Origin of the sequence: Burkholderia sp. LMU1-1-1.1 (assembly GCF_040675865.1) — a bacterium.
Lineage (GTDB): Bacteria > Pseudomonadota > Gammaproteobacteria > Burkholderiales > Burkholderiaceae_D > Rugamonas.
On the sequence record NZ_JBEGHG010000023.1, the window covers coordinates 1 to 19,166 of the forward strand.

Sequence of the window (19,166 nt, forward strand, 5' to 3'; positions counted from 1 at the left end):
CGTCAGCGATGATGCCGCCGGCGCTTCCGCCGCCGGCCCCGCCACCACCGCCGGCGCCGCTCCCGCCGACGGCAATGCCGCGCGGGCGGCCGACAGCCGGGCCGACAGCGTCGGCCGCGCCATCGGCTCGCGTAAAAAACAATACGTCGTCGCGCCGCGCCAGGTGCCGGAGGGCCTGCAAACGCTGGGCTTCCAGCCGCTGCAGTTCTCGGCGCTGGAACAGGCGCTGCGCAACAGCGCCGACATCGAGGTGGTCGACACCGTCGGTCCCAAATCCGTGCTGGGTGCGCTGGCCGACGGCCTGGGCGGCAGCCAGGGCGTGCTGGTGGCGCGCATGACTGAACAGAAAGCGGCCCTGCTGCACCAGCAGGGACAGGGCCGGCTGCTGGTCGAGCATGACCAGCACCTGAGCTTGATGGAGCCGGCGCTGCGCCAGCCGCAGATGGTGACCGGCGTCATGCCCAACGGCGGCGGCCCGGTCGTCAACGCCGTCATCAGCGTGATCGGCAAGGACGGCGCGCCGCAGGCCGACGCCGAGGTGTCGCTGTTCGGCGGCATGCTGCCGGCCAGCGGCAAGACCGACGCCAACGGCCAGGTCACCTTGTCGCTGTTCGGCGAGACGCCGGAGTCGATCACCGGCCTGTATGTCAAGCCCAAGGCCGACTACTGGAGCTTCTACCAGCGCGATCCGGACATCAGCACCGACGAGGCCAATGTGGTGGCGCTGCGCGCGCTGTCGGACTGGCCGGCGCTGGCGGGCTTTCCACGCCAGCGCGCGCTCGGCTGGGGACAGAAGGCCATGCGGCTCGACCAGTTGCCGGGCGCCTACCGGGGCCAGGGCATCAAGATCGCCGTCGTCGATTCCGGCGCGGCCACCTCGCACGACAATCTGCACGGCATCAAGGCCGGCTTCGACGTCATCAACAAGAAGACCAATCCCGACGGCTGGGACCAGGACACGATGGGCCACGGCACCCATTGCGCCGGCGTCATCGCGGCGGCCGACATCACCTCCGGCATCCGCGGTTTCGCGCCCGACGCCGAGGTCCACGCGTGCAAGCTGTTCCCGGGCGGCCAGGTCAGCCAGCTGATCGACGCGCTCGAGTACTGCATCGACAAGCAGATCGATGTGGTCAACCTGAGCCTGGGCGGGGCCGAGGTGTCCGAGGCGCTGGAACAGCAGATCCTGCGCGCCAAGCGGGCCGGCATCGCCTGCATCGTGGCCGCCGGCAACTCGGGCGGTCCGGTGCAATACCCGGCCTCGTCGCCGAACGTGCTGGCGGTGGCGGCCATCGGCAAGCTCGACGAGTTCCCGATCGACAGCTACCACGCGCAGACGCTCGACGCCAATGTCGACGCCTACGGCTATTTCACCGCCAAGTTCAGTTGCTTCGGACCGCAGGTGGGCGTGTGCGGGCCGGGCGTGGCGATCACCTCCTGCGTGCCGCCGAATAACTTCGCGGCCTGGGACGGCACCTCGATGGCGACGCCGCACATCACCGGCCTGGCCGCGCTGACCCTGGCGCACCATCCGGACTTCCAGAACCCGCAGTACAAGGCGCGCGGCGCCGAACGCGTCGAGCGGCTGTTCCAGATCATCCGCGCCAGCGCGCGCCGGGTCAGCCTGGGCGACCCGAGCCGCACCGGTTTCGGCATGCCGGATGTGCTGGTGGCGGTCGGTCTGCAAACGCACAGCGGGCAAGCGGTGCAGCCGCCGGCGGTGGCGCCGCAAGGCATGCTGGCGCCATTGATGGCCGGCGGCATGGAACCGTTCGGGCTGGAGCTGGCGCGCGCGCCGTGGAATATCCCACGCACCGGGCCGTGGTACCAGATATCGCCGACGATGCCGCCGCAGTATCCGACCTTCCATTGGTGAAGGCGTCCAGGAATGCAAAAAGCCGCACGAGGCGGCTTTTTGCATACTGCTTGTTTGGCGTCCCCAGGGGGATTCGAACCCCCGTACTCACCGTGAAAGGGTGATGTCCTAGGCCTCTAGACGATGGGGACAGAAATCTGTCCGTGTTGCCGACCTGAACTGCGTGACCTGCTGGTAAAACTGGAAAAATCCTGGCGCCCCCAGGGGGATTCGAACCCCCGTACTCACCGTGAAAGGGTGATGTCCTAGGCCTCTAGACGATGGGGACTTTTCCAAGGCGCGAATCATAGCAGCCAAATTCACCGAGCGCAATAGCAAACCCTTGTTTTTGCACGATATTCCCGCAAGATTGGCAGCCCGGCAATGGACGCGCGCCAAAGCAAAAGCGGACGAAAGCGGTGGCGCGAAGACAAAAAAGCCGCTCAAGGCGGCTTTGTCATCGAATCGAATACTGGCGTCCCCAGGGGGATTCGAACCCCCGTACTCACCGTGAAAGGGTGATGTCCTAGGCCTCTAGACGATGGGGACATGTCGGTGCTCTCTGCGCTAATGGTGGAGGTAAGCGGGATCGAACCGCTGACCTCTTGCATGCCATGCAAGCGCTCTCCCAGCTGAGCTATACCCCCCGGGCGCAGAAAGTCTTCTGTCGTACTACGGCACTTCTACTTCTACTACTCGTCAGCTTGGCAAAGCTGGCGTCCCCAGGGGGATTCGAACCCCCGTACTCACCGTGAAAGGGTGATGTCCTAGGCCTCTAGACGATGGGGACCTCGGCACTACGGTTACTACCTTGCCGCTATCATCTCCGCGCGGTGGTGGAGGTAAGCGGGATCGAACCGCTGACCTCTTGCATGCCATGCAAGCGCTCTCCCAGCTGAGCTATACCCCCCGGGCGCAGAAATAATAAAAGCCGCTTGCGCGACTTTTGTTTTCACTACTTGTATCTATCCAGCATGAAGCTAAACATCAAACAAATCAGTACAAACAACGTCAACTACAACTCTACTACTACAACTTGGCGTCCCCAGGGGGATTCGAACCCCCGTACTCACCGTGAAAGGGTGATGTCCTAGGCCTCTAGACGATGGGGACCGCGAACAACCAAACTGCCACTACGTTTCTGCGCATCTTCAACATTCACCAGGTGTTTCTTGGTGGAGGTAAGCGGGATCGAACCGCTGACCTCTTGCATGCCATGCAAGCGCTCTCCCAGCTGAGCTATACCCCCGTTGGCGCAGAAACAAGAGTATAGCAAAGAAGCCGCACTATGCAAATACCCTTTTGCAACTTTGCTCTGGTTTTAATTCAAACTCAGAGATATTTCGCCAGACGCGCAACAATCGCCTCGCGGCCGAAGATCTGCAACACCGCGTCGATGGCCGGCGTCTGCAGTTGGCCGGTGACGATCAAACGCAGCGGCATGGCGATCTGCGGCATCTTCAGGGTGTTCGCGGCCAGCACTTCCTTGATCATCGCGGCCAGCGCCTCCTTGCTCCACTCCACCGTCTTGCAGCGGTCGGCGAACTGCGCCAGCGCCGGCTTGACGGCGTCGGTCAAGTGCTGGGCCAGCAGCGCAGCGTCCGGCTGTGGCGTGCGGTAGAACAGCATCGCCGCGTCGGCCAGTTCGTTGACGGTGTTGGTGCGCTCCTTCATCAACGCCAGCACGGCCGGCAGGTCGGGCGCGCCGGCGAACTCGGCGCCGGCCGCCAGCATGCGCGGCTTGGCCAGCTCGGCCAGGCGTGCGTTGTCGGCCTGCTTGATATAGTGGTTGTTGAGCCAGTTCAGCTTTTCGATATTGAATTGCGCGGCCGAGTTGGACAGGTGCGAGCCGTCGAACCACGCGATCACCTGCTCCATCGAAAACACTTCGTCGTCGCCGTGGCTCCAGCCCAGGCGCGCCAGATAATTCAGGATCGCTTCCGGCAGATAACCTTGCGCCGGGTATTCCATGACGTTGACGGCGTCCTTACGCTTGGACATCTTCTGGCCGTCGGAACCGAGGATCATCGGCAGGTGGCCGTACAGCGGCAGCGGCGCGCCGATCGCGCGCAGGATGTTGATCTGGCGTGGCGTGTTGTTGACATGGTCGTCGCCGCGCAGCACGTGGCTGATTTGCATGTCCCAGTCGTCGACGGCCACGCAGAAGTTATAGGTCGGCGTGCCGTCCGGACGGGCGATGACCAGATCGTCCAGTTCCTTGTTGCCGATGGTGATAGTCCCTTTGACGAAATCGTCCCAGGTCACTTCGCCGTCGAGCGGATTCTTGAAGCGCACCACCGGCTTGCGGCCTTCCGGAATCGCCGGCAGGGTCTTGCCCGGCTCGGGACGCCAGGTGCCGTCGTAGCGCGGCTTTTCGCCGGCCGCGCGCATGCGCTCGCGCATCGCCTCGACTTCTTCCGGCGACGAGTAGCAGTGATAAGCGGTGCCGGCGCCCAGCATCTGCGCCACCACCTCGCGGTAGCGGTCCATGCGCTGCATCTGGTAGAACGGGCCCTCGTCGTGGCTCAGACCCAGCCATTCCATGCCTTCGATGATCGCCTGCACGGCTTCCGGCGTGGAGCGTTCCAGGTCGGTGTCTTCGATGCGCAGCACGAAGGTGCCGCCGAAGTGACGGGCGAAGGCCCACGAGTACAGCGCCGTGCGGGCGCCGCCGAGGTGGAGGAAGCCGGTCGGGCTGGGAGCGAAGCGGGTACGGACAGGCGTAGCGGAGGTAGTCATCGAAGTATCAAAGCCGGGATGTAAAAGACGCTATTTTACAGTGTCGGCAAGCGCCTGGCGCCCGGCGCCGACGCGGCCGCCACCCCGCCCCGTCCGCGCCGGGCGAAGAAAGCCGTTGACACCGCTCCGCTTCCATTCTAAAGTACTCTGCAATACAGAGCACTCTACGAAAGATAGCCATGAACCCACAGCAAGCGCAAGACATGCTCGCCGAGATCGAGCAAACGCAACAACGCAGCGAACGCTTCCTCGGCTACTGGCGCCGTGGCGCCATCGTCCAGCTGTGGGGCGTGGTGTGGATCGCGGCCCACCTGGCCATCCACGCCATGCCGGGCGACGCCGGCCGCATCTGGATGATCGGCGACGCCATCGGCATCGCCGGAACGATCTTTCTGAATACGCGCGGCGGCGCCGAGCGGCTCGACGCCCGGCTGGCCTGGGCCGGCTGCATCGTGCTGCTGTTCGGCGTGCTGGGCTCGGTGCTGATCGGCCCCAAAAGCCGTGCCATCGACGTCTTCTGGACTTGCCTGGTGATGAGTGGCTACATGCTGCACGGCCTGTGGTCAGGTCTGCGCTGGACCGTGCTGGGCGCGGCCGTGACGGTCATCAGCCTGGTCGCCTATTTCCTGCTGACGCCGTGGTTCAACCTGGTCATGGCCATCGCCGCCGGCGGCGGCCTGCTGCTGGGCGGCACCTGGCTGCGCCACGCGCGCTGAAGGAAAACGGCATGAGCGATCTCGACGAAGTCATCCACCAAAGCACGCGGCTGCGCATCATGACGGGCCTGCACGCCCTCAAGAAAGACGAGTGGATCGAGTTTGTGCGCCTGAAAGCGCTGATCAACGCCAGCGACGGCAACCTCGGCGCACACCTGGAGACCCTGTCGCGCGCCGGCTATGTCGAAATCGACAAACAAATCGTCGGCAAGAAGCCACTGACCCGCATCCGCTCGACGGCGGCCGGGCGCGCGGCCTACCGCCACCACGTCGCGCAGCTGCGCTCGCTGCTGGATATGTAGCCCCCTCCTCCGAACCGAAAGGAAACACCATGCATCTGACATTCATTGGATGGCTGCACACGCTCGCCTGCGTTTATGCCTTGTACATCGGCGGCCTGGTGCTGTGGCGCGCCAAGGGCGGCACCACCCACCGCCGCGATGGCCGACGCTACCTGTGCGCGATGCTCGTGGTCAATGTGACTGCGCTGGGCATCTACCAGATCGGCCACTTCAATGTCTTTCACGTGCTGGCGCTGTGCACCCTGGCTAGCCTGGCGATCGCCTTCGCCAGCGCCCGCTGGCGCAAGCCGGGGCGCCACTGGCTGCGCATCCACCTGAGCGCCATCGTCTTCAGCTACTACCAGCTGATCGGCGGCTTGATCAACGAAGCGTTCGTGCGCGTGCCGGCGCTGCAGGGCGAGCGGGCACTGGTCGGCCTGGCGCAGGGCGCGGCGATGATCATGTTCCTGATGATATTGTCGTACTTCTGGGGCAGGACCGCGCGCAACGGCGCGGCGGCAGTGGCGCTGGCGGCGCTGACAAGCACGGCGCAGGCCGGCACGCTAACCCTCGATCTCACCGGCGTGGCCGCCGGCAAGGGACCGCTGATGGTCGCCGTGTACGACAACGGCAAGGATTTCCTGCGCAAGCCGATGCGCACGCTGAAGGCGACCGCGACCGCCAGCACGACGCTAGTGAAACTACCGGACCTGGCGCCCGGCGAGTACGCGGTGTCGCTCTACCAGGACATCAACGACAACGGCAAGATGGATACGCTGGTGTTCGGCATCCCGTCCGAGCCGACCGGCACCAGCAACAACGCTCCGAGCAATTTCGGCCCGCCGAAATATGAAGCGGCCCGCTTCACGATGCCGGCCGATGACAAAACCCTTGCCATCGACCTGCACAAATGATCGCGCGTCGCCGGACCCAGGACCACCGCCGCTGTTACTCGATCGGCGTCCGGTGCGCGAATCCGGCCCGGTAGCGCGGCTCGGCATCGGCCCGGGTATTTATTTCGAACAGCAAACCGCCGGGCGCCTCGCAAAAGAAGCGCGAGCCGCGCGCATGATGGAAGACCTCCGTCTTCATCGACACGCCCTCCAGGCGAAAGCGCGCATGCAGCGCCCGCACCGCGTCGACCGACGGCAGCTCGAAACCGAGGTGGAAGTTATCCGGCCAGACCACCTCGTCGAGCCGATCGGTGGCGTCCTCGATGACGATGTCGAAGCCGGCGCGCTTGAGCACCGCGCTGGTGCCGAAGGCTTCGGCGGAGCAGTCGAGTTGCTCGACAAAAAAGGCCACGGTGGCGGCCACGTCGGTCGAGGGGAAGCTCAGATGATTGAATAGCATGTGTTTCTCCTGTTGTGAAGGCAACAGAATACGGCCCGCGAGGGGCGCCATCAACTCGCTTTGAGCGGCCGCCGGGCGGCAAGAAACATATTTTAAAACAATGACTTGGACATTCCCATCGACCGGAACAGCGGGCCTGCTCGCATTTCAGCCAGGCGCCGCCAGATAACCGAACACCGCCGCGCCGATGCGCCGCGCGAGATCGTCGGCGTCGCGCTCGCCGCGTTCGCCGGCCGCGTCGGTCATGCCGCGCATCAGCGCCAGCAAGTCGTCCGCCGCCAGGCGACAGAGCGGCGGGTCTTGCCACCGCGCGGGCGCGTCCGGTTTGGACAGTATCTCCGCCAGCAAGTCGTGGAACCTGTACTTGCCGCTGAGCGCGGCGCGGAATTCGGGACGCCCCTCCTGCTCGTCGAGCAGGCGCGCGAGGTTGGGACGGGACAATTGCTGGCGCACGGCGACGTCGATGAACGCCCCCAGCGCGGCGTGAAAGCCGGGCAACGCAACGGTGGCGGCGGCGGCCTCGTGGAACAAACGGTCTTCACGCAGCAACAGCGCCAGGGTCAATGCGTCCTTGCCGGGAAAGTACTGGTACAGCGTGCCCACGCTCGCACCGGCCCGGCGCGCCACGGCGTTGGTGTTGTAACCTTCAAGCCCCCGCAGCTCCAGCACCTGGGCCGCCGCCTCAAGCAACGCCTCGACCGTGTGGGCCGAGCGCCGCTGGCGTGGCGCCTTGCGCGGGCCCAGTGGAGCGGCAGCGGCCATTGCCAGCGATTCCTTGCTAGTCGTTCTTGATGACGATGCTCGGGAACTTGCTGGTCATGTCCTTGGCCTTCTCGGACACCTGCACCGCGATCTTGCGGGCGATGTCCTTATAGATGGCGGCGACCTGGCCGTCCGGATCGGCCACCACGGTCGGCTTGCCGGAGTCGGCCTGCTCGCGGATCGCCATCGTCAGCGGCAGCGCGCCGAGGAACTCGACATTGAAGTCCTTGCACATCTTGGCGCCGCCGCCGGCGCCGAAGATTTCCTCCGCGTGGCCGCAGTTCGAGCAAATGTGCGTGCTCATGTTCTCGACGATGCCGAGGATCGGAATGCCGACCTTCTCGAACATCTTCAGGCCCTTGCGCGCGTCCAGCAGCGCGATGTCCTGCGGCGTGGTGACGATGACGGCGCCGGTGACCGGCACCTTCTGCGACAACGTCAGCTGGATGTCGCCCGTGCCCGGCGGCATGTCGACGATCAGATAGTCCAGGTCGCGCCAGTTGGTCTGCTCCAGCAACTGCTGCAGCGCCTGCGTGACCATCGGGCCGCGCCACACCATCGGCTCGTCCGGATCGATCAGGAAGCCGATCGACGACACTTGCACGCCATGGTTTTCCAGCGGCTCCATCGATTTGCCGTCCTTGGTTTCCGGACGGCCCGACACGCCCAGCATCATAGGCTGCGACGGGCCGTAGATGTCGGCGTCGAGCAGGCCGACCGAGGCGCCCTCGGCGGCCAGCGCCAGCGCCAGGTTGACGGCGGTGGTCGATTTGCCGACCCCGCCCTTGCCGGAGGCGACGGCGATGATGTTTTTCACGTTCGGCATGAGCTTCAGGCCGCGCTGCACCGTGTGCGGGATGACCTTGGTCGAGACGCCGACGCTGATGTTGCCCGCGCCCGGCACCGCCTTCAGGCCGGCGATGACGCTGGCGCGGATCGCGTCGACCTGGCTCTTGGCCGGATAGCCCAGCTCGATATCGAGGGAGATATCGCCGTTGTCGACCCTCAAATTCTTGACGGCCTTGCCGCTGACGTAATCTTTCGTTGTATTTGGATCAATGATTTTGGACAGCGCTGCCTTGACGTCTTCTACTGTGATGCTCATGTGACTCTCCGTGAAATGTGCAGCCATTTTAGCGCATCGCGCCATAATTACCGGCCGCGCCCCATTGCCGGAGTGACCTGTTGCCGCTTCCACTGTTAAAATGCTCCTTTTCCACCCACAAAGTGCATCAACCATGACCCGCAAGCTGTTCGTCACCACTGCCCTGCCCTACGCAAACGCCGCTTTCCATATTGGCCACATGATGGAGTACATCCAGGCCGACATCTGGGTCCGGTTCCAGCGAATGCAGCGCGACGAGGTAAACGGACAACTGCAGCCACGCACGGTGCACTTCGTCGGCGCCGACGACACCCACGGCACGCCGATCATGATCGCCGCCGAAAAGGAAGGCATCACGCCGCAGGCGTTCGTCGCCAAGATCGCCGCCGGCCGCGCCCAGTACCTCGACGGCTTCCACATCGCCTTCGACAACTGGTACTCGACCGACTCGCCGGAAAACGTCGAGTTGTCCCAAGGCATCTACCGCAAGCTGCGTGACGCCGGCCTGATCCAGACCAAGATCGTGCCGCGCTTCTACGACCCGGTCAAAGGCATGTTCCTGGCCGACCGCAACATCAAGGGCGAGTGCCCGGTCTGCCACGCCAAGGACCAGTACGGCGACAACTGCGAGGTATGCGGCGCGGCCTACCAGCCGACCGAACTGATCAATCCGTTCTCGGTGTTCACCAACGCCACGCCGGTGCTCAAGGATTCCGAACAGTACTTCTTCAAGCTGTCCGATCCGCGCTGCTACGAATTCCTCAAGGAATGGTTGAACACGCCCGGCCGCTTGCAGCCGGAGATGGTCAACAAGGTCAGCGAATGGCTCGGCGAGTCCGGCGAAAAGCTGGCCGACTGGGACATCTCGCGCGACGCGCCCTACTTCGGCATCCCGATCCCGGACGCGCCGGGCAAGTTCTTCTACGTCTGGCTGGACGCGCCGGTCGGCTACCTGGCCAGCCTGAAAAACTATTGCGACAAGCAAGGCATCGACTTCGACGCCTTGCTGAACGACCCGGCCACCGAACAGATCCATTTCATCGGCAAGGACATCGTCTCCTTCCACCTGCTGTTCTGGCCGGCGATGCTGAAGTTCGCCGGCCATCCGGTGATCGACAAGCTCAAGGTCAACGTGCACGGCCACCTGACCGTCAACAACGAAAAAATGTCCAAGTCGCGCGGCACCGGCATCTCGCCGCTGCGCTACCTGAACCTGGGCATGAACCCGGAATGGCTGCGCTACTACATCGCCTTCAAGCTCAATTCGAAGGTGGAAGACCTGGACTTCACCGGCGAGGACTTCGTCGCCCGCGTGAATAGCGACCTGATCGGTAAGTACGTCAACATCGCCAGCCGCTGCGCCGGCTTCATCGCCAAGAAATTCGACGGCAAGCTGGCGACGTCGCTGTCCGACGGCGCGCAGGGCTGGATCAAGCGCGCGCTGGTGACGGCCGAGGGCGTCGAGCGCCAGGCCAGCATCGCCGCCAATTTCGAGGCTCGCGAGTTCGGCAAGGCGCTGCGCGAGATCATGGAGATCGCCGACATCACCAACCAGTACGTCGACGAGAACAAGCCGTGGATACTGGCCAAGGACGAGGCCAAGATTGCGGAGCTGCACGACGTCTGCACCGCCGCGCTGATCCTGTTCCGCCAGCTGACCATCCTGCTGTCGCCGGTGCTGCCGGGCGTGGCCGCCAACGTCGCCAAGTTCCTCAACGACGAACAACTGGTGTGGGCCGACACCGATGTCGCCAGCGGCGCCGTCTCGCAAGCCATGCTGGGCCGTACCATCGGCGCCTACAGCCACCTGATGACCCGCGTCGACGCCAAGATGATCGAGGAGCTGTTCGACGCGCCCGCTCCGGCCGCCGCCGCCCCGGCCGCTGTCGCCGCGCCCGCCGCAACCGCCGCCGCGCCGGCCGCCACCGGCATCGAGGAGCTGGCCCCGGAGATCAAGATCGACGACTTCGTCAAGATCGATCTGCGCATCGCCAGGATCGTCAACTGCGAACACGTCGACGGCTCCGACAAGCTGCTGCGCCTGACGCTGGACGTCGGCGAAGGCCGCCACCGCAACGTCTTCTCCGGCATCAAGTCGATGTACAAGCCGGAAGAGCTGGTCGGCAAGCTGACCGTCCTGGTCGCCAACCTGGCGCCGCGCAAGATGAAGTTCGGCGTGTCCGAAGGCATGGTACTGGCGGCCTCGGCGGCCGACGAGAAGGCCAATCCGGGCATCTACATTTTGAATCCGTGGCCGGGCGCCGAGCCGGGCATGCGCATCCGTTAAGGACAGTCCGGGCATGAAGATCGTAGTGCGTGAAGCGACGGAGGAAGATGCCAAACTGATTGCCGAGCTCACGCGCGCCGCGTGGGCCGGCAAGGTCAGCGTCACCTCCAGCGGACACCGCGAAACCGCCGTCGTCGTTGCAGACCATCTGCGCGACGGCGGCGGTTTTGTTTTATTGGTCGACGACGAGCCGGTCGGCTCGGTGCGCTGGTTGCCGCTCGACGCCGACCCGGACGTCTGGGAGATCTGCCGCATGGGCGTACTGCCGCGTTACCGGGGCAGCAACCTGTCGCAACATTTGCTGGAGGCGGTGATCCACCACGGCCTGGCCTGCGGCCTCGGCGAGGTGCGCCTGGCCGTGCGGGCCGATCAGCCCAAGCTGATCGATTTTTACGCCGCCTACGAATTCGAACTGGCGGAAGAACTCGAATACTCGCACGCCAACCCGTTGGAAACGCCGCCGCTGGTCATGCGCCGCTCGTTACGCCATTGACGACGGGCGCTAGCCGCCCCTCCTACCGCCTCCTCGTCCTCCCCGGCCAAGCCCGGAAGGTTGCGTTCCGCAAGCATCATTGAGCCCCCATCACGCCACCAGCCAACGCAGGGCAATTCATCCCCTTGCCTCGACGAAAAAAATAAACGCGAACACCATTTTCTCGCGGAACTAATTCTTTTGATCTATGTCAAAGCTGTAGAGAGAAGCGGGACCGGGCCTGCGTGACGACGATATCGTTATCGTTTGCGCGCAAAACAGCGGCCAATTTATCGAGATGCGGGTATCACCGCGACGCGGTCATACCATCATTTCGATAGTCATCCACTCCCAGGCGCAAGGCTAGCGTCCGCGGCCGTAAAGGCTCGCGGCGGCTGCCGCGCGCAGGTTCGAAGCGCTCTCTCCAATCGCTCGCAGAAGCGAATCGCGCGCACAACAGTAGAAATACTGGGGTGCTTGTAAGCATATTTTTTTGCACTAATATTTTCCTCACCCCGCTGCTCAGCGGTCGAAAATATATCTATATAACGGAGACAACAAATCATGGCAATCAACATCAAACGCCTGGTGTCGCGCGCGCTCGCCGCTACCGTCATGCTGGCGTCCGCCTGCATGGCCCACGCCGCTACGGCCGGGCCCGGTACATGGAGCACGCAGCAAAGCTGGGCGACCGACACGGTCAACGGCGGCACGCTCACCGGCTACTACTATTGGCCCGCGTCGCAACCGACCTTGGCCGGCAAGCGGGCGCTGGTCCTGGTCCTGCACGGCTGCCTGCAAACCGCCACCAACGACGTCATCAACAGCAGCACCGACGGCGGCTACAACTGGAAGTCGGTGGCCGAGAAATACGGCGCCGTCGTCATCGCCCCCAACGCCACCGGCAATGTCTACTCGAATCACTGCTGGGACTACGCCAGCACCAACCACAACCGCAGCAGCGGCCACGATGCCGTGTTGCTCGACGTCGTCAACCGTTTCGTCGCCGATCCGAAATATGCGATCGATCCCAACCAGGTGTATGTGACCGGCCTGTCCTCGGGCGGCGGCGAGACGATGGCGCTGGGCTGCCTGGCACCGGATGTATTCGCCGGTATCGGCATCAACGCCGGCCCGACGCCGGGCACCACGACCTTGCAGATCGGCGCCGTGCCATCCGGCTACACCGCCGCCACGGCGGCCAACAAGTGCAAGGCGATGGCCGGCGCCAGCGCCAGCAACTTCTCCACGCAAATTGCCGGCACCATCTGGGGCACCTTCGACTACACCGTCGGGCAGGCCTACGGGCCGCTCGGCGCGGCGGCGATGCGTCAGGTCTACGGCGGCACGTTCACAGCGGGCGCGGCGGAGTCGGTGCCGGGCGGCGGCAGCAATGTCCCCTACCGCGACAGCAACGGCAAGGTGCGCACGCATGAGATCACCGTCAGCGGCATGGGCCACTCGTGGCCGGCGGGCGCCGGCGGGCAGAACATGAACTACGTCGACAGCACCAAGGTCGACTACCCGGAATTCGTCATGGATTTCTGGTTCAAGAACAACCTGCGCGTGTCGAGCGTCGCCGGCCCCACCATGACCGCCTGCTCGGCCAACGTCGTCAGCGCCACCAGCGCGAGCATCAGCGGCGCCGCCACCACCCCCGGCAGCGTGGCGAACTACACCGTCGCATTGAACGGGCCGACCCCGGTCAACGACAGCGCGGCTGGTAGCGGCCCCAACTTCAGCAAGACGTACAACCTGGGCAACGGCTACTACAGCGGCACCGTCACCGCCACCGACAACCTCGGCCAGACGTCCGCCGCCTGCGTGGTCGCGCAGTTCCTGGTGGGCAGCGCGCCCAGCCTCCCGGCGCCGTCCGGCCTGAGCGCCGGCAGCGCCAGCGCCACCGCGGTACCGCTGAGCTGGAACGCCGTCAATGGCGCCACCGGTTACAACGTCTACCGCAACGGCGTCAAGGTGACGGCCACCCCGGTGACCACGCTGACCTACACCGCGACCGGCCTGACCGCCGGCACCACGTACAGCTTCGCTGTCTCGGCGGTGGGTCCCGACGGCGAAAGCGCCATTTCGGCACCGGTGAGCGTGACCACGAGTTCCGGCTTCGCCTGCACGACGGTTACCGCTAGCAACTATGCGCACGTGAAGGCCGGCCGCGCCCACCAGGTCTTGGGCTATGCGCTGGCCAACGGCTCCGACCAGGTGATGGGCCTGTACAGCATCTTCTTCGTGCGGACCTTGGCGCAGACCGCCGCCGGCTATTACATCGTCGGTAGCTGCCCTTAAGCGATAACTTGCCGTCCCGCAGCAGCATGCGGGACGGCATTTTTAACGCGTCAATTCCGACCGTCACGCGAGAAATCGTCCTACGCAAGCGTTGAGCTTGCTGTGAAAAAATGGGGCTCCATTCATCGAACAACAAGGAGTCACCCATGAACACCAAATTGACCGTAATGATTGCCGCAATGTGCATGAGCGCGAGCGTGTTCGCGCAGACCCAGCCAACCGGCCAGTCGGCGACCGCCGCCGGCACGAGCAATACCGGCACGCCAACCGTGGGCCAGAGCACCAGCAATAGCGGTGAGCAAAACGCCACCACCATGCAAAATAACAGCAACACCCAGAACACCGCGACGCCGCGCAATGCCCAGCGCAAGGCCGACAAGTCGATGAAACAGTCCAAGGTGAATGCCGATTGCGCCCAGGGCCACACGGACGGCCACGCGACCGCGCCAACGCATAGCGGCACCTCCACCGCCGAAGGATGCGACACCAAAACCATCAAGCGTTGAGATGCTTGACAGCACGTGGGGATCGGCGGGCTTGCCGTCGATCCCCCACTCCGGTTTTTAGAAGACGTGACGGATGCCGAGGTTGACGCCCCGGTTTCCGGTCCCGCCTTCGATCGCGCTGCCCACCGTGTATCCGGCGCCGTTCTTATTGCGGATGTACGCGTACACGCCATACAAGTCCGTACGTTTCGATAGATAATAGCGATACCCGCCGGCGAACTGCTGCGCGTCCTGATTGAAGTTGGTCTTGTCGTTTTTGCGGATGTACGACGCCAGCCAAACCCCACTCCCTTGCGGCACCGTCGCCCCCAGCAGCATCACGTCGCTGTCGGTGCTCGGCGTCGGCGCGACCGCGTAGCCGAACGGATTGGCCACATTGCGCGGCAGCGCGCTGTTCAACCCTTTGTCGATACCATAGGCTCCGTGCAGCTTCATGAAGCCTGCGTCGTATAACGCCGTCAGCACCGTGTTATTGGCCGCGCTGGTGTTCTTCAGCGTGGCGGTGTCGTTGTCGCGGTGGTGCGTCGCCAGGCGCAAGGTCAGCGCGCCCCGGTGGTAGATCAGCGATCCGCCCAACTGGCGGCCGGCCGCGCTGTCGCCCGATACTTCGCCCGCGCCGTACACCAGCTCCACGGTGAAGCCGGCCAACGCCGGCGAGACATATTTAACCGCGTTGTCCATGCGGCTGGCGCTGTTGCCGGTGGACGCCATCAGGTTCTTGGTGTCGCCCGCCGTGCCGGAGCCGAAGGGATCGACCGTCGCCACGGCCAGGTATTGGGGCGTGTACTGGCGGCCCAGCGTGATCGTGCCGGAGCGGGTCTGCAGTCCGACGTAGGCCTGGCGTCCGAACAGCAGTCCGCCCTGTCCCATCGCGCCGGTATCGGACTGGAAGCCGTTCTCCAGCAGGAAGACCGCCGACATGCCGCCGCCCAGATCCTCCGTTCCCTTGAAGCCGAGCCGCGAGCCCGCCTCGACACCGCTGGTCAGCTTCGTGGTGGTCGCGGTGCCGCCGCTTTCGCGCACCACCGCCATGTCGACGATGCCGTACACAGTGACGTTCGATTGGGCGACAGCCGTCCCCGCCGATGCAGCGAGCATCAGCGCAAGCATGGTTTTTTTCATTTTTTGATCCTTGATCGTTATTGTTTTGAACCGAAGCCGCCGCCGCCCGGTGTTTCGATGGCGAAGACGTCTCCAGCTTGCATGTCTGTGGTGTGGGTGGCGCCGAATTCCTCCACCGAGCCATCCCCGCGTTCGACCCAGTTGCGTCCCAGCGCACCCGGCTGCGCGCCCTCAAGCCCGAACGGCGCGATGCGGCGGTGGCCGGCCAGGATGTTGGCCGTCATCGCCTCCAGGAAGCGGATGCGGCGCAGCGCGCCGTCGCCGCCGTGGTGCTTGCCAGCGCCACCGCTGCCGCGCCGGATCGCATGCGTCTCGACCAGCACCGGGAAGCGCCATTCCAGCACCTCCGGATCGGTCATGCGCGAGTTGGTCATGTGCGTCTGCACCGCCGCCGTGCCGTTGAAACCGGGACCGGCGCCGGAACCGCCGGCGATGGTCTCGTAGTACTGGTGCTCGTCGTTCCCGAAGGTGAAGTTGTTCATCGTCCCCTGCGAGGCCGACATCACGCCCAGGGCGCCGTATAACGCGTCGGTGACGTACTGCGACACCTCCACGTTGCCGGCCACCACGGCGGCCGGGTAGCGCGGATTGAGCATCGAGCCTTCGGGGATGATCAGCTTGAGCGGCTTGAGCACGCCCTCGTTCATCGGGATGTCGCTGTCGATCAGGGTGCGGAACACATACAGCACCGCCGCCTTGCACACCGATAGCGGTGCGTTGAAGTTGGTCGGCCGCTGGTCGCTGGTGCCGGTGAAGTCGACGATGGCGCCGCCGCTGAAATGGTCGATGGTCAGCTTGACCTTGACCACCGCGCCATCGTCCATCTCGTAGGCGAAGCTGGCGTCACGCAGGCCGACGATGGCCTTGCGCACCGCCGCCTCGGCGTTGTCCTGCACGTGGCCCATGTAGGCCAGCACCACGTCCTCGCCGTAGGTGGCGACGGCCTTCAGCAGTTCGTTGGCGCCGGTCTCGCAGGCGCCCAGCTGGGCGATCAGGTCCGAGATGTTCTGGTCGATGTTACGGCTCGGCCAAGGGCCGGCGGCGAACAGGCCGCGCACCAGCGGCTCCAGGAACACGCCCTTGTCGACGATCTTGACGTTGTCCAGCAGGACGCCCTCCTCCTCGATGGTGGTGCTGTTGGGCGGCATCGAGCCTGGCGTGATGCCGCCGACGTCGCCGTGGTGGCCGCGCGCGGCGACGTAGAATAGCGGCGCGCCCCAGCCGCTTTCGCCGTACACCGGGCACACCACGGTGATATCCGGCAGGTGGGTGCCGCCGTTGTACGGCACGTTGAGCACATAGGCGTCGCCCGGCGCCATGGTCTTGGCGTGCTGGCGGATCACGCACAACACGCTGTCGCTCATCGAGCCCAGATGGACCGGGATGTGCGGCGCGTTGGCGATCAGGTTGCCGTCGCGGTCGAAGATCGCGCAGGAGAAGTCCAGCCGTTCCTTCATGTTGACCGAGTAGGCGGTGTTCTCCAGGGTGGTGCCCATCTGGCGCGCGATGGCCATGAACAGGTTGTTGAAGATCTCCAGGTGGATCGGATGCGCGGCGGTGGTCATCTTGTGGGCGCTGCCGGTGGCGCCGCTGCGCTCGAGCAGCAGGGTGCGGTCCGGCAGCACGCTTGCGCTCCAGCCGGCATCGACCACGGTGGTGGCGATCTCCTCGCGGATCAGCGCCGGGCCGGCGACGCGGCTGCCGACCGCCAATTCGGCGCGCACGTGCAGCGCGATCGGCACGGTCTGGCCGTCGACGTAGCTGTAGACGCGGCCGGAGCCCGTGTCCGCGCCGCCGTTGGCCGGCACCTCGATGACAAAGTCGGCGCCATCGCCGGCGCCGATGGCCTCCGCCGACACCGATTCGATCACCAACGGCTGGCCCTCCATGACGAAGCCGAAACGGCCGCGGTACAGCACCGCGAACGCCTCCGCCATCTCGTCGACGTCGGCAAGCGCGATAACGAAGGCCGAATCGCTGTCCTGGTATTTCAGGCGCGCGCACAGTTCGACGCGGATATCGTCCGGCGCCACCTGTTGCGCCAACAGGTCGGCGTGGGCCTGGCGCGCCAGTTCGGCCAATTGCGGCCGCAACGCCTCCAGCGAGGCCGCGTCCAGCGGCTGCTCGACAGCGCCCTCGCGCATGGCCCGGATGTCGGCCAAGCCCATGCCGAAGGCCGACAGCACGCCGGCGAACGGATGGATGGCGATCTTGGTCATGCCCAGCACGTCGGCCACGCGGCACGCGTGCTGGCCGCCGGCGCCGCCGAAGCAGCACATGGCGTAGCGGCTGACGTCATAGCCGCGCTCCACAGAGATCGACTTGATCGCCTGCGCCATGTTGTCGACGGCGACCGCCAGGAAGCCATCGGCGACCGCCGACGGCGACAAACGGGTGCCGGTTTCGCGTTCGATCTTCGCGGCCAGCTCGCCGAAGGCGCGCACCACCACGTCGCGGTCCAGCGGCAGGTCGCCGTTGGGGCCGAAGACGCGCGGAAAGTGCTCCGGCTGGATGCGGCCCAGCATGACGTTGCAGTCGGTGACGGTCAGCGGGCCTCCCTTGCGGTAGCTGGCTGGTCCCGGATTGGCGCCGGCCGATTCCGGCCCCACCTTGAAGCGGCCGTTCTCGAAGCTGCAGATCGATCCGCCGCCCGCAGCCACCGTATGGATGTGCATCATCGGCGCGCGCACCCGCACGCCGGCCACCACGGTCTCGAACACGCGCTCGTAGGCGCCGTCGTAGTGGGCGACGTCGGTCGAGGTGCCGCCCATGTCGAAACCGATCACCTGTTTCAGGCCGATCGCCTCGCAGCTCTTGACGGCACCGACGATGCCGCCGGCGGGGCCGGACAGGATCGCGTCCTTGCCCTGGAAGCGGCCGGCGTCGGTCAGGCCGCCGTTCGACTGCATGAACATGATGCGGGTATCGCCGGTGTCGGCCGATACACGCGAAACGTAATCGCGCAGCACCGGCGACAGGTAGGCGTCGACCACCGTGGTGTCGCCACGGCCGACGATCTTCATCAATGGGCTGACCTGGTGGCTGACCGAGATCTGCGTGAATCCGGCCTCCTCGGCCAGCGCGCGCAGCCGCAGCTCGTGCCGGGGATAGCGGTAGGCGTGCATCAGGACGATGGCGATGGCGGCGATGCCCTTCTCCCGCAATCCTGCGAACTGTCGGCGCAGCTGCGCCTCGTCCGGTGCCTGCAGCACGTCGCCGTGGGCGCCGATGCGCTCGTCGATCTCGATCACTTCCTCGTAGATCAGGTCCGGCAGTTCGATGTGCATGGCGAAGATGTCGGGCCGGTCCTGGTAGCCGATGCGCAGCTGGTCGGCGAAACCGCGCGTGATCGCCAGCGCGGTGCGCGCGCCTTTGCGCTCCAGCAGCGCGTTGGTGGCAACGGTGGTGCCCATCTTGATTACCTCGATCTGGTCCGACGGCAGCGGATCGCCGGTTTTCAATCCCAGCATGTCACGCATGCCCTGGGTGACCGCGTCGTCGTAGCGCTCCGGGTACTCGGACAGCAGCTTGTGCGTTACCAGCTTGCCGTCCGGACGGCGGGCGACGATGTCGGTGAAGGTTCCGCCACGGTCGACCCAGAATTGCCACAGCATGGATTGGGTTGGAATGTCGTTTTTCATGTTGATGCCTTTGATCTTTCGTACTG

General features: G+C 64.9%; 14 protein-coding genes and 8 tRNA genes. 8 read left to right on the forward strand and 14 right to left on the reverse strand.

The features are described from left to right. Positions 1–1,876, forward strand: a 1,876-nt coding sequence (locus MRBLMU1_RS18350) for a S8 family serine peptidase (protein WP_363503927.1), incomplete at its 5' end; no start/stop codon positions are given. Positions 1,877–1,931: 55 nt separating this feature from the next. Here the strand turns inward: MRBLMU1_RS18350 and MRBLMU1_RS18355 are convergent. From MRBLMU1_RS18355 to gltX, 9 genes are all read right to left on the reverse strand, one after another. After that, positions 1,932–2,007: transfer RNA gene (locus MRBLMU1_RS18355), tRNA-Glu, on the reverse strand. A gap of 61 nt (positions 2,008–2,068) precedes the next feature. Next, positions 2,069–2,144 (reverse strand) — tRNA-Glu (locus MRBLMU1_RS18360). A 184-nt stretch (positions 2,145–2,328) separates the two neighbouring features. Next, positions 2,329–2,404 (reverse strand) — tRNA-Glu (locus MRBLMU1_RS18365). 22 nt (positions 2,405–2,426) lie between these two features. Continuing rightward, a tRNA-Ala gene (locus tag MRBLMU1_RS18370) sits at positions 2,427–2,502 on the reverse strand. A gap of 67 nt (positions 2,503–2,569) precedes the next feature. After that, a tRNA-Glu gene (locus tag MRBLMU1_RS18375) sits at positions 2,570–2,645 on the reverse strand. 44 nt (positions 2,646–2,689) lie between these two features. Beyond that, positions 2,690–2,765 (reverse strand) — tRNA-Ala (locus MRBLMU1_RS18380). A gap of 127 nt (positions 2,766–2,892) precedes the next feature. Then, positions 2,893–2,968 (reverse strand) — tRNA-Glu (locus MRBLMU1_RS18385). 60 nt (positions 2,969–3,028) lie between these two features. Continuing rightward, positions 3,029–3,104, reverse strand: a tRNA-Ala gene (locus MRBLMU1_RS18390). 83 nt (positions 3,105–3,187) lie between these two features. Continuing rightward, positions 3,188–4,594: a glutamate--tRNA ligase gene (gltX, locus tag MRBLMU1_RS18395; protein ID WP_363503929.1), complete on the reverse strand. Its 1,407-nt coding sequence runs from the start codon at positions 4,592–4,594 to the stop codon at positions 3,188–3,190. A 179-nt stretch (positions 4,595–4,773) separates the two neighbouring features. Here gltX and MRBLMU1_RS18400 point away from each other — a divergent pair, with 179 nt between their 5' ends. The 3 genes from MRBLMU1_RS18400 to MRBLMU1_RS18410 are packed head-to-tail and all read left to right on the forward strand — an operon-like array spanning position 4,774 to position 6,505. Further along, positions 4,774–5,310 (forward strand): hypothetical protein, encoded by a 537-nt coding sequence (locus tag MRBLMU1_RS18400; protein ID WP_363503931.1) that lies wholly within the window; start codon positions 4,774–4,776, stop codon positions 5,308–5,310. An 11-nt stretch (positions 5,311–5,321) separates the two neighbouring features. Continuing rightward, complete coding sequence (locus MRBLMU1_RS18405; protein ID WP_363503933.1) at positions 5,322–5,612, forward strand: transcriptional regulator; 291 nt, start codon at positions 5,322–5,324, stop codon at positions 5,610–5,612. Positions 5,613–5,641: 29 nt separating this feature from the next. Then, entirely contained in the window at positions 5,642–6,505 is an 864-nt protein-coding gene (locus MRBLMU1_RS18410) for a DUF2141 domain-containing protein (protein ID WP_363503934.1), read from the forward strand. 34 nt (positions 6,506–6,539) lie between these two features. On the opposite strand, the gene MRBLMU1_RS18415 is transcribed toward MRBLMU1_RS18410, so the two are convergent. The 3 genes from MRBLMU1_RS18415 to apbC all read right to left on the reverse strand — a co-directional run bounded on the left by MRBLMU1_RS18415 (position 6,540) and on the right by apbC (position 8,811). Beyond that, positions 6,540–6,944 carry a VOC family protein gene (locus MRBLMU1_RS18415; protein ID WP_363503936.1) on the reverse strand — a complete coding sequence of 135 codons (405 nt, stop codon included), beginning with the start codon at positions 6,942–6,944 and terminating at the stop codon, positions 6,540–6,542. 147 nt (positions 6,945–7,091) lie between these two features. Further along, entirely contained in the window at positions 7,092–7,706 is a 615-nt protein-coding gene (locus tag MRBLMU1_RS18420; protein WP_363503938.1) for a TetR/AcrR family transcriptional regulator, read from the reverse strand. Positions 7,707–7,722: 16 nt separating this feature from the next. Then, positions 7,723–8,811, reverse strand: a complete 1,089-nt coding sequence (gene apbC / locus MRBLMU1_RS18425; RefSeq protein WP_414646093.1) for an iron-sulfur cluster carrier protein ApbC — start codon at positions 8,809–8,811, stop codon at positions 7,723–7,725. 133 nt (positions 8,812–8,944) lie between these two features. Here apbC and metG point away from each other — a divergent pair, with 133 nt between their 5' ends. The 4 genes from metG (at position 8,945) to MRBLMU1_RS18445 (ending at position 14,377) form a co-directional block, all read left to right on the forward strand. Next, entirely contained in the window at positions 8,945–11,098 is a 2,154-nt protein-coding gene (gene metG / locus MRBLMU1_RS18430) for a methionine--tRNA ligase (protein ID WP_363503942.1), read from the forward strand. 13 nt (positions 11,099–11,111) lie between these two features. Continuing rightward, positions 11,112–11,591, forward strand: a complete 480-nt coding sequence (locus MRBLMU1_RS18435; RefSeq protein ID WP_363503944.1) for a GNAT family N-acetyltransferase — start codon at positions 11,112–11,114, stop codon at positions 11,589–11,591. A 543-nt stretch (positions 11,592–12,134) separates the two neighbouring features. Next, a complete protein-coding gene (locus tag MRBLMU1_RS18440) occupies positions 12,135–13,871 on the forward strand; it encodes a PHB depolymerase family esterase (RefSeq protein WP_363503946.1) in 1,737 nt (578 codons plus the stop codon). A 146-nt stretch (positions 13,872–14,017) separates the two neighbouring features. Beyond that, positions 14,018–14,377 carry a hypothetical protein gene (locus tag MRBLMU1_RS18445; protein ID WP_363503948.1) on the forward strand — a complete coding sequence of 120 codons (360 nt, stop codon included), beginning with the start codon at positions 14,018–14,020 and terminating at the stop codon, positions 14,375–14,377. 57 nt (positions 14,378–14,434) lie between these two features. Here MRBLMU1_RS18445 and MRBLMU1_RS18450 read toward each other — a convergent pair whose 3' ends face one another. Next, a complete protein-coding gene (locus tag MRBLMU1_RS18450; RefSeq protein ID WP_363503950.1) occupies positions 14,435–15,499 on the reverse strand; it encodes a porin in 1,065 nt (354 codons plus the stop codon). A 17-nt stretch (positions 15,500–15,516) separates the two neighbouring features. Next, on the reverse strand, positions 15,517–19,140 hold the full coding sequence (locus MRBLMU1_RS18455; protein WP_363503952.1) for a hydantoinase B/oxoprolinase family protein: 3,624 nt from the start codon (positions 19,138–19,140) through the stop codon (positions 15,517–15,519). Between the last annotated feature and the right edge of the window lie 26 nt (positions 19,141–19,166).